This is a genomic window from Arthrobacter silviterrae (genome assembly GCF_011045165.1).
In the GTDB taxonomy this organism is placed as follows: domain Bacteria; phylum Actinomycetota; class Actinomycetes; order Actinomycetales; family Micrococcaceae; genus Specibacter; species Specibacter silviterrae.
Map to the genome: position 1 here is coordinate 21,950 of NZ_JAAKZI010000025.1, position 15,140 is coordinate 37,089.

At 60.8% G+C, this 15,140-nt stretch carries 14 protein-coding genes; 4 read left to right on the forward strand and 10 right to left on the reverse strand.

Annotated features, from left to right (window positions below):
* The first annotated feature begins 101 nt into the window (after positions 1–101).
* Positions 102–1,082 (forward strand): thioredoxin-disulfide reductase, encoded by a 981-nt coding sequence (trxB, locus tag G6N77_RS13700; RefSeq protein WP_165182734.1) that lies wholly within the window; start codon positions 102–104, stop codon positions 1,080–1,082.
* A 16-nt stretch (positions 1,083–1,098) separates the two neighbouring features.
* Positions 1,099–1,425, forward strand: a complete 327-nt coding sequence (gene trxA, locus G6N77_RS13705) for a thioredoxin (protein WP_165182735.1) — start codon at positions 1,099–1,101, stop codon at positions 1,423–1,425.
* A 403-nt stretch (positions 1,426–1,828) separates the two neighbouring features.
* Here trxA and G6N77_RS13710 read toward each other — a convergent pair whose 3' ends face one another.
* The 10 genes from G6N77_RS13710 to rpmH all read right to left on the reverse strand — a co-directional run bounded on the left by G6N77_RS13710 (position 1,829) and on the right by rpmH (position 11,526).
* Positions 1,829–4,405, reverse strand: a complete 2,577-nt coding sequence (locus G6N77_RS13710) for a polynucleotide kinase-phosphatase (protein WP_165182736.1) — start codon at positions 4,403–4,405, stop codon at positions 1,829–1,831.
* 2 nt (positions 4,406–4,407) lie between these two features.
* Positions 4,408–5,790: a 3' terminal RNA ribose 2'-O-methyltransferase Hen1 gene (locus G6N77_RS13715; RefSeq protein WP_165182737.1), complete on the reverse strand. Its 1,383-nt coding sequence runs from the start codon at positions 5,788–5,790 to the stop codon at positions 4,408–4,410.
* 236 nt (positions 5,791–6,026) lie between these two features.
* Entirely contained in the window at positions 6,027–7,031 is a 1,005-nt protein-coding gene (locus G6N77_RS13720) for a ParB/RepB/Spo0J family partition protein (protein WP_165182770.1), read from the reverse strand.
* Between the two features lie 98 nt (positions 7,032–7,129).
* Positions 7,130–8,017 carry a ParA family protein gene (locus G6N77_RS13725; RefSeq protein ID WP_165182771.1) on the reverse strand — a complete coding sequence of 296 codons (888 nt, stop codon included), beginning with the start codon at positions 8,015–8,017 and terminating at the stop codon, positions 7,130–7,132.
* Positions 8,018–8,277: 260 nt separating this feature from the next.
* A complete protein-coding gene (gene rsmG, locus G6N77_RS13730) occupies positions 8,278–8,907 on the reverse strand; it encodes a 16S rRNA (guanine(527)-N(7))-methyltransferase RsmG (protein WP_205678288.1) in 630 nt (209 codons plus the stop codon).
* 92 nt (positions 8,908–8,999) lie between these two features.
* On the reverse strand, positions 9,000–9,530 hold the full coding sequence (locus tag G6N77_RS13735; protein WP_165182739.1) for a Jag family protein: 531 nt from the start codon (positions 9,528–9,530) through the stop codon (positions 9,000–9,002).
* Positions 9,530–10,495: a membrane protein insertase YidC gene (gene yidC / locus G6N77_RS13740; protein WP_165182740.1), complete on the reverse strand. Its 966-nt coding sequence runs from the start codon at positions 10,493–10,495 to the stop codon at positions 9,530–9,532. Before yidC ends, G6N77_RS13735 begins: the two co-directional genes overlap by 1 nt.
* Before the next feature lie 18 nt (positions 10,496–10,513).
* Positions 10,514–10,909: a membrane protein insertion efficiency factor YidD gene (yidD, locus tag G6N77_RS13745; RefSeq protein WP_262454197.1), complete on the reverse strand. Its 396-nt coding sequence runs from the start codon at positions 10,907–10,909 to the stop codon at positions 10,514–10,516.
* Entirely contained in the window at positions 10,896–11,333 is a 438-nt protein-coding gene (rnpA, locus tag G6N77_RS13750) for a ribonuclease P protein component (protein ID WP_165182742.1), read from the reverse strand. Before rnpA ends, yidD begins: the two co-directional genes overlap by 14 nt.
* 55 nt (positions 11,334–11,388) lie before the next feature.
* A complete protein-coding gene (rpmH, locus tag G6N77_RS13755; RefSeq protein ID WP_011776797.1) occupies positions 11,389–11,526 on the reverse strand; it encodes a 50S ribosomal protein L34 in 138 nt (45 codons plus the stop codon).
* A gap of 557 nt (positions 11,527–12,083) precedes the next feature.
* On the opposite strand from rpmH, the gene dnaA reads away from it, so the two are divergent.
* Both dnaA and dnaN read left to right on the forward strand, forming a co-directional pair.
* The gene (dnaA, locus tag G6N77_RS13760; RefSeq protein ID WP_165182743.1) at positions 12,084–13,517 is read left to right on the forward strand and encodes a chromosomal replication initiator protein DnaA; all 1,434 of its coding nucleotides are present in this window, start codon (positions 12,084–12,086) and stop codon (positions 13,515–13,517) included.
* Between the two features lie 465 nt (positions 13,518–13,982).
* The gene (gene dnaN / locus G6N77_RS13765) at positions 13,983–15,107 is read left to right on the forward strand and encodes a DNA polymerase III subunit beta (RefSeq protein WP_165182744.1); all 1,125 of its coding nucleotides are present in this window, start codon (positions 13,983–13,985) and stop codon (positions 15,105–15,107) included.
* The last annotated feature ends 33 nt before the right edge of the window (positions 15,108–15,140 follow it).

A 15,140-nucleotide genomic window follows, 5' to 3' on the forward strand; every position in this document is an offset into this window, starting at 1 on the left:
AGCAGGGCACCTTGCGCCCGTCCCAACGGAATATTTCTGCGCACCTTTTAGTTGTCAATGATCGAACGCCCTTGGACCGAGCCACGTGTGCGTTCCAGGCAATGAAGGAAGAGGAACACCCACCCGTGACCACGCAAGCCACCCCCGCCGGAGATGTCCGCGACGTCATTATCGTAGGCTCCGGCCCCGCAGGTTACACGGCGGCCATCTACACGGCCCGCGCCGACCTCAAGCCCTTGATGATTGCCGGCTCCGTCACCGCGGGCGGCGAGCTGATGAACACCACCGACGTGGAGAACTTTCCCGGCTTCCCCGACGGCATCATGGGCCCGGACCTGATGGAAAATTTCGGCAAGCAGGCAGAGCGTTTCGGCACCGAGGTGATGTACGACGACGTCGCCTCGCTTTCGCTGGACGGTGCCGTCAAGACGGTAACCCTGGCTGACGGCCAGGAATTCAAGGCACGCTCCATCATCATCTCCACGGGGTCCGCATACCGCGAACTCGGCGTTGACGGCGAGAAGCGCCTCGTCGGCCACGGTGTTAGTTCCTGTGCCACGTGCGACGGATTTTTCTTCAAGGGGCAAGAGATAGCCGTCATCGGCGGTGGCGACTCCGCCATGGAAGAAGCCATTTTCCTGACGAAGTTTGCCGAGTCCGTGACTGTGGTGCACCGCCGCGACACACTCCGCGCCTCCAAGATCATGCAGGAGCGGGCGCTGAACCACCCAAAGATCAAGTTCGTCTGGAACTCCGAGGTTGCCAGCGTTGAGGGCGATGCCAAGGTCACAGGCGTCACGCTGAACAACCTGGTCACCGGCGAAAAGAGCAAGCTGGCCGTCACAGGGGTCTTCGTTGCCATAGGCAACGATCCCCGTGTGGACCTCGTGAAGGATTCCCTCCAGCTGACCGCTGCCGGAACCATCGCCGTTGACGGCCGCACGTCGAAAACGTCCATCCCGGGAGTTTTTGCTGCCGGTGATGTCATTGACCCCACCTACCGCCAAGCCATCACTGCCTCCGGTTCCGGCTGCGTCGCTGCCCTGGACGTGGAGCACTACCTGTCCGAGCTGGATTCCTAACAGAAAGTTAAATGCCATGAGCAATGCAAAGAGTGCCACCGACGCCAGCTTCACCGAAGACGTCCTCAATGCCGACAAGCCTGTCATTGTCGACTTCTGGGCCGAATGGTGCGGTCCGTGCCGCAAGCTGGGGCCGATCCTGGACGAGATCTCCGTGGAGTACTCGGACAAGGTCGAGGTCATCAAGGTGGACGTGGATGCCAACCCGGCCATCTCCGCCAAGTACGGCATCACCTCAATTCCCGCGGTTTACCTTTTCCAGGGCGGCGAGGTCACGGGCACTGTGATCGGTGCCCGTCCGAAGCAGTACTTTGAAAAGGAATTTGCAGGCGTGCTGCAGTAATTCCTGTTCCACCCACTGTTGGGTGGTTGGCACTGTGGGTCGGACTTTGGTCCGGCCCACAGCTGTTTAGGCAGTTCTCCCAGATCGATTCTAAGTGCGAAAAGCTGGTTCGCGATTTTTGCAATCCGGCCAGGTCGCAGCCTTTTTCGCCGATTTTTGGGCTTCCGGCACACTTGGCCGAGTTTCGTCCCTGTTTGGCTTTCCGCCAGCCGCCAACCTTGTTTCACGTGAAACAAGTTCACGGGGCGGCGCCAGTGGTCGCGTCCGTATTCTCGCCCGCGGAATTCCTCATTGACGGCAATGTCCCAAACCCACCACGCTCCCGCCGGTCCGCTTTGCCAACACCAAGCGTGCAAAATTCAAGCACGCATCAGCTCATCTCCTCTCGCCAGCACCCGGCCCGTCAGAGCCTGGGGTCAACAGCCTCGGACTCCATGGCCAGTACGCCAAAGACTGCCTGGTGCACCTTCCACAGAGGCTCCCCCGCGACCATCCTTTCGACGGCTTCAATCCCCAGGGCGTACTCCCGGAGCGCCATGGAACACTTGTGGGCCAGGCTGCGTTCCTTGAGCCTGGCCATGTTGCGGGGAAGGGTGTAGTCCGGTCCGTAGATGATGCGCAGGTACTCCCTGCCCCGGACCTTGATGCCCGGCTGCACCAGACGCTTTCCGGTCACTGCAAGATTCGCCTGCGGCTTGACCACCATGCCTTCCCCGCCCGCCGCCGTCAGCGCCTCCCACCAGGCCGTCCCCCCAGCGCAGGACTCCAGATCCCCGGTATCCACCACCAAACTTCGGGTCCTGCGGATCAGGACCGGATCAGCGTCCGCAAGCCTGTCGGCCAGTTCCAGGTGCCAGCCGTGGGGCCGTCCGGAATGGCTCGTGCCTTCCGAGGCCAGCAGTTGGAAGGGTGCCAGCTGGATCCCGTCAAGACCGTCTGACGGGGCACTGTAGTTTTGGTATGCCGCCACGTAGGCGGCCGCGTTCTGCAATCGCTCCCGGGTGCGCTGGAGCAACTCGCCGGTGTCGGCACTGTGCCCCGCCGCCATTTCAAGGGCGCGTGTCGCATCGGCCAGGGCCCCCGTGGCACTGGCACCCACGGCCGCGTACTGCTCGCGGATCATCGCGCCTGCCTTGAAGGACCACGGCAGCAACTCGGCGTCCAGGAGCAGCCAGTCCGTGCCCAGTTCCTTCCACAACCCGGCAGATTCGGTTGCCGCGTCGAGCCGGTCCAGGAAACTGACACGCAGGGTTTCATCAAAGAACGGCCTGCCGGTCCTGGTGTAGGCGGTGCCACGCCACCCCCGCGGGGCCCCGAACCTGCTGGGGTTGCGCGTCAGCAGGACCACCGCCCGGGAACCCATGTGCTTTTCTTCGCAGATGACGGTTGCCACCCCATCCCTGCGATAATGCTCAAAGGCTTCGGCAGGATGCTCCAAGTGGTCCGCCAGGGAAGAGGTGTCAACAGGGCTCATGGTCGGTGGAAGGTAGGGCATCCAGCGCGGGTCAGTGGCCCAGCGGCTCATGACTTCCAGCGCTCCGGCCGCCTGCTCCCCCCTAATGCCAATCCGCCCGTGGGTCCGGGTGCTGACAAGCTGTTTGCCCAATACGTCGCTAATCTTCAGCGCCCCTGGCACGCGGTCGCCGGCGCTGACACGGCCCTCTGTCCCCGAGGGCCGTGGATGAGAGCCCACAAGGGGTGGCGCCAAGGGCTTCACGGGCTGAAACCACATCCTTTCCGCTGCCACCTCCACCACTTCCCGCTCGGGGTATCTCAAGGCACTGAGCTTCCCGCCAAACACGCACCCCGTGTCCAGACACATGGTGCCGTTGACCCACACGGCGTCCACAGTGGGGGTATGGCCGTACAGGACCGTTGCAGGGCCCCTGTAGTCCTCCGCCCAGGCGTACCGGACCGGAAGTCCATACTCATCGGTTTCGCCCGTTGTATCGCCGTACAGGGCGAACTGCCGGACCCTCGCCGACGCCCGGCCCTGGTATGCCTCCACCATGCCTGCGTGGGCCACCACCAACTGTCCCCCGTCAAGAACCAGGTGGGAGACCAGTCCCCTGCAGAACTCCCTCACCTCGTCCTGAAACACTGGTGGTTCTGCAGCCAGCTGGGACAAGGTCTGAGCAAGCCCGTGGCTGACTTGCACCTTCCTCCCGTCAAGCGCCTTCACTAGCTTGTCCTCATGGTTGCCGGGCACGGCCCTCGCATTCCCGCGGGCCACCATGCCCATGACCAGCCGAAGGACGCCTGGGCTGTCAGGGCCCCTGTCAACAAGGTCTCCGAGAAAGACAGCCTTGCGTCCCTCGGGATGCACCGCGTCAATGGCCCGTCCCTGGCTGTCGTGCTCCAATTGATAGCCGAGCCGTCCCAGCAGGGTGCGCAGTTCACCGAGGCAGCCATGCACGTCGCCAATGACATCAAAGGGCCCGGAGTCGTGTCGGAAGTCGGTGAGCAAAGGTTCGCGTCGGATGCTTGCCGCATCCACTTCGGCCATGCTCCCGAGGGTGTGTATCCTTCGGAAACCTTCCCGGCCGAGATTTCTCGCTGACCTGCGTAGCTGGTCCTGCTGCCGTTTGATGACGCGGGGTTCAAGACTCCTGTCTGTCCGCAAGGCATTGTGGGCCAGGCTGACGGCCAGGGGGACGTCAAGGACAATTGCAACAGGCAGCACATCGTGGGCCCTGGCAAGCGAGACCAGCTGGCGGCGTGCTTCCGTCTGCACACTGGTTGCGTCTATGACCGTTAGCAAACCGGCCTCGAGACGTTTGCCGGCCACGAAGTTGAGGGCCTCAAAGGCCGCCTCGCTCGCTTCCTGGCTGTTCTCGTCGTTGGAGACCATGCCTCGGAAGGTGTCACTGCTGAGTGTCTCAAAGCGGCCAAAGTTCCTGGCGGCGAAGGTGGACTTGCCGGAACCGCTGGCGCCAACCAGGACCACCAGGCACAGCTCGGGGATTGCGAGTTCACTCATGGTCATACCCTCCTGAATAGTGCCAGCTGAGTGGGAGTCCCAAATTTGTCATCATGTTCACCGACGCCCCGGTGTTCCACCGTGTAGTTCCATTGGGCAGCCTGTTCCGATGTCCATTGTTGAAAGTCGGACCTGCTCCATTCAAAGCGGTGGTCGGCATGCCGGAAGGATCCGCACGCCAGCCCTGGGTAGAGCTGGTTGTATTCTGCGTTGGGAGTGGTCACCACCACCGTCTTCGGCTGGGCATGGCCAAAGACGGCAGCCGCCAGCGCAGGCAGCCTTTCAAGGTCAATGTGCTCTATGACCTCCATGAGGACCATGGCGTCGTAGCCCCGCAGCCTGTCGTCCAGATAGGTGGCCGACGATTGCAGCAACTGGAGCCGTTCCTGTTGCCGTTCACTGAGTTCGCGCAGGCGCAGCCTTTCTTCCGCCCTGTCGAGCATTTGGGCGGAGACGTCTGTTCCGACAATCGTGCTGATGGTGGGGTCGGCGAAGAGGATTTTGAGCAGGGCCCCTTCACCGCAGCCCATGTCCACCACGCTGCGGGCCCGCTCTTCGTGCAGGGCACCCATGACTGCCTCGGTACGTAGTACTTTGAGAGGCCGACTAGTCTGGTCCGCTTCTGCAGCTTTATCCTGCGTCGCGTCCTGGTCGTTCTCCATCAGCAGGTTGGCCTGCGTGGTCATGCTGCGTCGGTGGGCCAGGTACCTGTTGGATATGAACCCCCTTGCAGGATGGGTGGAGAGCCACCTCTCACCGGCACGCAGCAATTTGCCCACCTCGTCATCGGCCACCCAGTAGTGTTTGGAGTCGTCCATCACGGGCAACAGGACATAAATCTGCCGCAGGGCATCACGAAGGCGCAGACACCCCGCGAGTGTGAGGTTCACGTAGTTGGAATCTCCCCACTCCGGAAAAGCCGGGTCAAGGGGCAGCCGATGCTCAGTGACCTTCCATCCCAAGGGTTCAAAGAGTCTCGCCGGCAAGCCCACCTCGCCGTGGACGGGCACGGCGGAGAGCGTAATCTCCAGTGGGATGGCGCTGGCTGCCAAGTCCGGGCGCGAGTCGCACCGGCCGGTCATGGCAGTCCTAAACACCTTCCCCATGGCCATGGACATGATGGAGGACGACACATACGGCCTGTCGTTAACGTAGTGGTCCAAACTCTTCCGGGCGTCCAGGCGGATGTGTCGGTTGCTTACCAGCTCCAGTGCATCCAACTCGAGCATGAGGGCGGCCGTGCACCTCTCGTCCGAGAATTCCGGATAAAAGACATGAGCCCTGCCGACACTCAAGTCGTAGCTCTGCACCCTGCCGGGGTGCTTGTGGAGAAGGTATCCCAGGTCACCGGGTTCGGGACCACTATAGCTAATGGTGATGAGCATGCTACCCCCAGGAGTTCAGGCTGATTCATTCACCCTACCGTCCCTGCTCGGGCGTTTCACGTGAAACAACCGGCACGCCGTCAAGAAGGCCAGTTGCGGCCGGGAAGTCGGAAAACCCGGCCTCTAGCGACTGCATGCAGTTCAGGTTCTGGCGCTTAGGATCAATCCTGGACAAGCCGCCGAAGACGGCAATGGCAGTGTTTCACGTGAAACACTGCCATTGCTGACAATTAAGTTTAGTTGGAGCCGGGCGACAGGACGTCCATGATTCGGTTGAGGTCCTCCACCGAGGCAAATTCAATGCTGACCTTACCCTTGCGTGCCCCGAGGGAAATCTTGACATTTGTATCGAGTCGGTCGGCAAGGGAACTTGCAAGGAAGTCGAGGCGCTCATGCCGAGGGCTGGGCTTGGTAATCCGCGGCTGGTGGTTGTCCATGGGAACCTGGTAGAGCTGGACGGCCTCTTCCGTGGCACGAACCGACATTCCTTCGGCAACAATCTTCTGCGCCAGCTGTTCCATGGCATCCGCCCGCGGCAATGACAGCAAGGCGCGCGCATGTCCGGCCGAAAGCACGCCGGCAGCGACTCGGCGCTGCACCACAGGCGGCAGTTTCAGCAGGCGCAAGGTATTGGAAACCTGCGGGCGGGACCGGCCAATGCGATCCGCCAATTGCTCGTGTGTAGTGCCAAAGTCCTCCAGCAGCTGCTGATAGGCCGCTGCCTCTTCGAGCGGGTTCAGCTGGCTGCGATGCAGGTTCTCCAGCAATGCATCGCGGAGCAGGTTGTCATCGCTGGTTTCCCGGACAATGACGGGGATGGTCTCCAGCCCCGCGGCCTGCGAAGCACGCCAACGGCGTTCACCCATGACGAGCTCGTAGGGCTGGTCACCCTTTTCCTGCGACTCCCTGACAACAATTGGCTGCAAAACGCCAATTTCCTTGACGGAATGCACCAATTCCGCCATGTCATCCTCGTCAAACACGGACCGGGGCTGCTTGCGGTTCGGATGAATCTGGCCAACAGGGAGTTCCATGAACCGGGCCCCGGGCACCTCAACCAGTTCGGGTACCGGCGCTGGCGCCGTCCTCCTGCCACTCGGGGCAGTCTTGCGTCCCTTGGGTTCGGGGAAGAAGAGATCGACGGGGCGCGTCGGCATCGACGTTGACGTCTCGTCGTCCGAGGACGAGTTGGGAATCAAGGCTCCTAAGCCGCGACCAAGGCCTCTACGCTTGTCCGTCATTGAGTTGTCCTCCATTGAACGAGCCCTCCATAGTGTGGGGCCGGATGAGTTGCGTCATGAATAGTGTGGGTGCACCAGGGCTTTCCCACATCTGAAGTCTAGCGTTCAGCGAGTTCCGCAGCGGCTTCCAGATAGGACAACGCGCCGGTGGACGACGGATCGTAGGTCATCACCGTCTGCTGGTAGCTTGGGGCTTCTGAGATTCGCACCGATCGCGGGATGAGAGCCTTAAGGACCTGTCGGGGAAAGTGTTCTCGCACATCGGCCGCCACGTGTGCGGCCAGGTTTGTTCTTCCGTCGTACATTGTCAACAGGATTGTCGAGACGGAGAGATCAGAATTGAGGTGCTTTTGAATCATTTCGATGTTTTTGAGCAGCTGGCTCAATCCCTCCAACGCGTAATACTCGCACTGGATGGGAATCATGACTTCATTGGCCGCACAGAAGGCGTTGACTGTCAGCAATCCAAGACTGGGTGGGCAGTCAATGAAGATGAAGTCGAGGCGCTCCTCACCGTTCGATGCACGATATTTGACATACTCGTCTATCGCGCGTCGCAGTCGTTGTTCCCTTGCCACGAGGGACACAAGTTCTATTTCGGCGCCGGCCAGGTGAATGGTTGCCGGAGCGCAGTACAGATTATTGATGTCCGGGCATTCCTGCACGACGTCGGACATGTCGAAGTCATTAATCAGCACATCGTAGATGCTGTCAATTTCGGCGTGGTGGGGCACTCCCAGCGCGGTGGACGCATTTCCTTGCGGGTCAATGTCGATGACCAGGACATGCAGCCCCGCTGACGCCAGAGCGGCGGCGATGTTGACCGTCGTAGTGGTTTTTCCCACTCCGCCCTTTTGATTGGCCACCGTCAGGATTCGGGTCCGCGAGGGTTTGGGCAACTTTCGCCCCAACAACCGCTCACGCCGCTTGGTTTCGCTGAGCAGCTGACTGGCAATGGGGCTGTCCTTATCGAAGCCGCCGTCCATGGCCGATTCCCGCTGCGGGCCTGTTTCACGTGAAACATTGAGAGCGTCGGAATAGTCAACTGATTTTGATTGATTCTCATTGCGAGTTCCGAAGGACACCCCGTGCCCCACGGTTGCGTCAGATCGTGCTGAACCCAACGACATAAACGGTGGGATCCGTTGCGAAGCTGCTTCGCTGCTGGTCACGCTGACACACTCACTTTCCTTTGGCTGTGCTTGCCAGTCTCTAGCCTATCGGTTCCCGGCTGGTGCTTGGCGGATCAGCGCCGTGCCACCTTGACCCGCACCACGGTGGTTGGTTCGGCCAAAATTTCGGCACCGGCAATGAGCACGTCCGTTTGAACTCCGCCCAACTTCTTGATGACCTTGGCTGCCTTGTCAATTTCCTCCGCAGCGCTGCGCCCCTTGATGGCAAGCAATTCGCCGTGCCCGCCCAGCAACGGAATGGTCAAGGGGAGCAAAGTGTTCAGTGCCGAGACGGCCCGTGCGGTAACCACGCTGCACTCAACTTTTCCCACCGCCGCTTCAGCCCTGGAACGGATGATCTCCACATTATCCAGGCCGAGGTCCATGACCACTTCCTCCAGCCAGGTGACCCTGCGTTCCAGCGGTTCAATCAGCGTCAGGTACAGGTCGGGCCGCGCAATGGCCAGGCAGAGTCCTGGCAAACCGGCGCCGCTGCCCACATCGGCCACCTTGGCGCCGTGGTCAATCAGCTCCGCCACCACGGCACAGTTGAGGACATGCCGGTTCCACAGGCGTGGCACCTCGCGCGGCCCAATGAGGCCGCGCTCGATGCCCGATGTTGCCAGGTGCCCCACATAACGCCTGGCCAGCTCCAGCCTGTCCCCAAAGATCCGCCCTGCGGCAACGCCTTCTTCGGCTGTCATCTCTTCCACTGCGGCAGTCCCCTCACAAGTGGTCCCGCCCACCTGCCCACTGGCAGGTGAACGGGACCCGTTAGCATGATTAAAATTCGGTGTTACTGCGCGGCCGTGACGACAATGTGGCGGCCGCTGCCCTCACCCTCGGACTCGGACTCCAGGCCGAGTTCGGCGATGGCGTCATGGACAATTTTGCGTTCGTAGGCTCCCATCGGGGCCAAGGCCACGGAGGTGGTCCCGCCCTTGATGGCTTCTGCCGCATCCTTGGCAATTTGGGCCAGCTCCGCATTGCGTCGGTCCCGGTAGCCGGAAATATCCAGCACCAGGCGCGATCGGTTGCCCGTGGCCGAAAGCACGCTCAGCCGGGTCAGTTCCTGCAATGCGTCCAGGACTTCGCCGTCGTGACCCACCAGGCCCTTCAGGGCCTCAATTTCCTCGTCGGAGACGATGGAGATGTAGGTGCGCCCGTTCCGGACCTCAATGTCGATGTCGCCGTCGATGTCGGCAATGTCCAGGAGCTCCTCGAGGTAGTCCGCGGCGATGTCGCCCTCTTCCTCGAGGCGGCTGGCACCGGTTTCCACATCGGGATGGATTGTTTCCTCGACGGCATTTTCCGTTTCAGCAGGCATTATCTCTTCTTCCTGTTCTTGCGTTGCGGCTGGCTGCGCTGGCCCTTGGGCTCGGGAACCTCTTCGATCTCTTCCTCGACAATTTTCTTCTTCGAGGCACCCAGCAGCGGCAGGCCCTTGGCTTCGCGGCGCTTCTGGTATTCCTTGTACGCGGGAGATCCCGGCGTGGGCATGCGGCGGATCACAAAGAACTGCTGGGCCATGGTCCAGATGTTGGTGGTGGTCCAGTAGATGAGGACACCGATGGGGAAGTTCACGCCGCCGATGCCGAAGACCAGCGGAAGCACATACAGCATCATTTTCTGCTGCTTCATGAAGGGGCCCTGCATGGCCTCCTCTGACATGTTCTTGGTCATGATCTGCTTCTGCGTGATGAACTGCGAAGCAATCATGGCAATGATCATGATGAGCGAGAGAACCACCACGGAGACCTTGAGGTCCCCGCCCTGGAGCTGCGGAAGAAATGCCGCCGACAGCGGCGCGCCGAAGATGGTGGCATGGTCGAACTGCGCCACCTGGGCCGGGCTCATGCCGCCAATGCCCTGGCCGTTGGCGTTGGCCTTGGAGATGCCGGACAGTACCCGGAACAAGGAGAAGAAGAACGGCATCTGGATCAGCATGGGCAGGCAGGCGGAGAACGGGTTGGTGCCGTGTTCCTTGTACAGGGCCATCTGTTCCTGCGCCATTGCCTGGCGTGAAAGCTGGTCAGTCTTGCCTTTGTATTTGGCCTGCAGCTTCTTCATGTCCGGCTGAAGTGCCTGCATGCCGCGCTGGGCCTTGATTTGCTTGACGAACACGGGAATCAAGGCACCGCGGATCACCAAAACCAGTCCAATGATGGAAAGCGTCCAGGAGATTCCTGAAGCAGCCGGCAGCCCGATGAAGGTCAGCCCGTCATGGAAGAGCACCATGATCATTGACACGAGCCATTCGAAGGGCGTCAGAATCGTCTGGAGGAAATCCATATTTCTTTTCTATTCTCCTCAAGCCGCGGGGCGGCTTTGTGTCTCCGCCTGAGCTGCCAGGAAAAAATCCGGGTGGTTCAGTTGGACAATGAAGGGGACCTTGGCGGGATCATCCCAGTGGACGTGGGCCGGTGACGGCACCGGATCGATGCCGCCCGCGTTCCAAGGATGGCACCGCACAATGCGGCGGACCGCGAACCAGCTGCCCCTGACGGCACCGTGGACGGTGACGGCCTCAAGGGCATACGCCGAACAAGACGGAAAAAACCGGCACACCTGCCCATAAAGGGGGGAGATGAGTCGCCGGTACAGTTTGAGGGCAACAATGAGAATGTTGCGGGGAAGATGCCACACGGCGCGTCCGACGACGGCCAGGGCTCGTTGTGCGCGACGCCAAAGGTCAACTTGGGTCACGGACATCATCTCCTTCGACTCGTTTGGCCTCAACCGCTGCCGGTGCATTGTTGCGCCAGCCCGCACTTTCCCCCGGCTTGGAGGCCAGGCGGGAAGCAGCGGCGGAAAAGGCCCGCAGATAGTCATCACCAAGTTCATCCCACGTGGCGGAAGCAGAAGCGGGCAGGGCCCGCACAACAACCTGGATTCCACATGGGTGGCGGTGAATAGTTTCCACGGCTATTTCCCGCAGTCTCCTTTTAACGAGATTGCGGGCCACAGCGTTCCCAACGGCCTTCGAGACGATAAACCCGATTCGGGTCGGTTCATCCGGAGTACTGGACGCCACATATAACACCAAGTTCCGGCGTCCATTGCGGACGCCGGAACGTACAGTATGTGAGAAGAGCGCGGAAGTCCGCATTCTGTGTCTGGTGGCCAGCACCCTGCGATCAACCGCTACTTCTGTAAGGCCCGACGAAACGTCAAGCAGTTATTGGTTAGGCCGACAGCTCGACGCGACCCTTGCCACGGCGTGCGGCCAGAATGGCACGGCCGGCGCGGGTACGCATGCGAAGACGGAAGCCGTGCTTCTTGGCACGACGGCGGTTGTTCGGCTGAAAAGTCCGCTTGCTCACGGTAGTTACTCCAAGACAATCTAAAGATGCGCCTTGCCCAAACTAAGTTAAGGGGAAGAACAGGCCGACGCTAAGTATATGGATGCCGGCTCTTCGCTCCTTGACGAACAAGGAACACGCGCTGGTGCGCAAAGCAGACACATGGGACTTCACAACGTTAGGTCATGGCGCCCCCACCAGTCAAACCGCGGCGGCTTTCCCGCCTGCCGCCAGCTCCCCCTGCGAGTGTGCATGTGAGGTGCACCAAAGCCGCCCCTGTGCACAGATCCGTGGATAACCGGTGGACAAACTGTCGACAGCATAGCCCCGGGGCCCCCTGGTGTGACATTTATCCACAAGCAGTTTTCCTCGCTATCTTCTAGGCTTTTCATCCCTTAGGCTTGGCCCGTGGCAAGTTATCCACTGGTTGTGAATAACTCTGTGGATGACGGATTGCGTTGCAGTCCCCCCCTGGCGGGCGCGCACCACGGAATGTAACGGAAGTCACGTGTGGGGAACGTGCAATAACGAGATGCCGGATCGGGCAGGCCCCGACGGCAGTAAAGGTGGAGCAGTCGATGAGCACTGAGGAAATCAATGACGTCGGTAGTTCCTGGCGCCGGGTCATCCGCATCCTGGAACAAGACGAACGGGTTTCGCCGCGGCAGCGGGGCTTCGTTGTCCTCACCCAACCCCAGGGGCTCATTGGCAACACGCTGCTGGTGGCCGTACCCAACGAATTGACCCGCGAGGTGCTGCAGACGCAACTCAACACAGCGCTTGTGGACGCGCTGCGGCAGGTTTTTCCAGAGGAAATCAGCTGCGCTTTCAGTGTCAACGCGGATCTGGTCCCTCCCACGAAGGAAGAGGAACCGGCACCGCCTGCCCAGCCCCGCCCGGAGCGCCATGATCCGGTGGACAGGCACGAAAACGCCTCCAAGCCTTCACCCATGCTGCCTAGCACCTCCCAGGAATTTGGCCGGCTGAACCCGAAGTACGTTTTTGATTCGTTCGTGATCGGTGCTTCCAACCGCTTCGCCCATGCCGCGGCCGTTGCTGTCGCGGAGGCGCCGGCGAAGGCCTACAACCCGCTGTTTATTTACGGCGACTCGGGGCTCGGGAAGACGCACCTCCTGCATGCCATTGGCCACTATGCCCGGCGGTTGTACACGGGGATTCGGGTTCGGTACGTCAATTCCGAGGAATTCACCAACGACTTCATCAACTCCATCCGGGACGACGAAGGTGCCAGCTTCAAGCAGCTATACCGCAACGTTGACATCCTGCTCATTGACGACATCCAATTCCTGGCGAACAAGGACGCCACGCAGGAGGAGTTCTTCCACACCTTCAACGCCCTGCACAACCACAACAAGCAGGTTGTCATCACCTCCGACCTGCCGCCCAAGCGCCTGCAGGGATTTGAAGAGCGCATGCGTTCACGTTTTGAGTGGGGCCTGCTGACGGACGTCCAGCCGCCGGAACTGGAGACCCGCATTGCCATCCTGCGCAAAAAGGCCATCGGCGAAGGCCTCTCTGCCCCGGACGACGCCCTGGAATACATTGCCTCCAAGATCTCCACCAACATTCGCGAGCTCGAAGGGGCCTTGATCCGTGTCACGGCCTTCGCCAGCCTGAACCGCCAGCCGGTGGATGTGGGCCTGGCCGAGATGGTGCTCAAGGACCTCATCACCGACGACGGCGCCCAGGAAATCACTTCCACCGCGATTCTTGGCCAGACCGCCGCGTACTTCAACATCTCCCTGGAGGAGCTGTGCAGCAAGTCACGGACCAGGACGCTGGTAACGGCCCGCCAAATTGCGATGTACCTGTGCCGTGAGCTGACGGACATGTCGCTGCCGAAAATTGGCCAGGAATTCGGCGGCCGCGACCACACCACGGTGATCCATGCCGACCGGAAGATCCGCGAACTTATGGCGGAACGGCGCGCCATTTACAACCAGGTGACCGAGCTGACCAACAAGATCAAGCAGCAGCAGCGTGAGGGCTGAGCCGCGCAGCGGCGAAAAAAAATCCAATAATTAACAGCTGTGGATAAGTCTGTGGACAGTTAAGTGCACAAGCGGGGCCGTCCTGCGGATAACTCTGGGCTCGCCTGTGGATGGCCGAAATGGCGCGGAAAGTTCTCCACCGGTGCCCACAGGCCAAGGCGGAGCAGCCTCACACCTTGTGCACAGGGCAGATTGGCGGGATCACGCGTGCGAGCCGGGTTATCCACAGTATCCACAGGAGTTATTAACACTACGAATCCCAAGAATTATTCGTTTCAAACAACATTTTCATTCCCCTGCCAACCGGGCCCTCCCGGCCAAACAGGAATGTCATTTCCCGCTGGCCAAAGGGCTAAGCTGTCTGCAAGCATGTAATTCCAAACGAAAGCCCAACAGTCCCCCTGGGGGCTCCTGGTTCCCTGCGGCACCACACACTTTTCGCACAATGAAAGGCGGCACCCTTCCGTGAAGTTCCGAGTCGAACGGGATGTTCTGACCGAAGCAGTCAGCTGGGCCGCACGATCCTTGTCCCCCAGGCCCCCCGTGCCGGTCCTCTCCGGCCTGCTGCTCAAGGCCGAAGCCGGAACGCTGAGCCTGGCCAGTTTTGACTACGAAATTTCAGCACGCCTGGAAATCCCCGCCGACATCGCGGAGGAGGGCACCATTTTGGTGTCAGGACGCCTGCTCGCAGACATTTGCCGGAGCCTGCCCTCGGCTCCCGTCGAGGTTGAAACCGATGGTTCCAAGGTGACGCTGACGTGCCGCAGCAGCCGCTTTCACCTGGCCACCATGCCGGTCAGCGACTATCCTGAATTGCCCGCCCTCCCCGAACTCAGCGGAACCGTTGACGGCGAGGCCTTCGCCCAGGCCGTCTCCCAGGTGATTATCGCCGCCAGCAGGGACGACACACTGCCCATCCTGACGGGCGTCAAAATGGAGATTGAGGGTGACCTGATCACCCTGCTCGCCACAGACCGCTACCGCCTGGCCCTGCGTGAAATCCGGTGGAACCCCACCTCCCCCAACATCTCGACCGGAGCGCTGGTCAAGGCAAAGACCCTGAGTGAAGTTGCCAAGACCCTCGGCGGGTCCGGGAACATCAACATTGCCCTCTCGGACAACAGCGAACTGATCGGCTTTGAGAGCGGCGGGCGCCGAACCACCTCGCTGCTGGTGGATGGTGACTACCCCAAAATCCGGTCCCTGTTCCCGGACAACACGCCCATCCACGCAACGGTTGAAACCCACGCCCTGGCCGAGGCTGTCCGGCGTGTGAGCCTGGTGGCTGAACGCAACACTCCCGTCCGCCTGATCTTCACCGATGGACAGCTCACCCTTGACGCCGGCACCGGCGAAGATGCCCAGGCCTCCGAAAACCTGGAAGCAACCCTGGTGGGCGAGGAAATCACCGTCGCCTTCAACCCGCATTACCTCAGCGAAGGTCTTAATGCCTTCGACAGCAAATACGTCCGTTTTTCCTTCACTTCCGCACCCAAGCCGGCCATGCTGACGGCGCAGGACGACGTCGACGGCGACAACCGGGACGATTACCGATACCTGGTGATGCCGGTCAGGCTGCCTTCCCAGTAGCCCCGCGTCAAGGAAATCAAGCTTCCACCACAG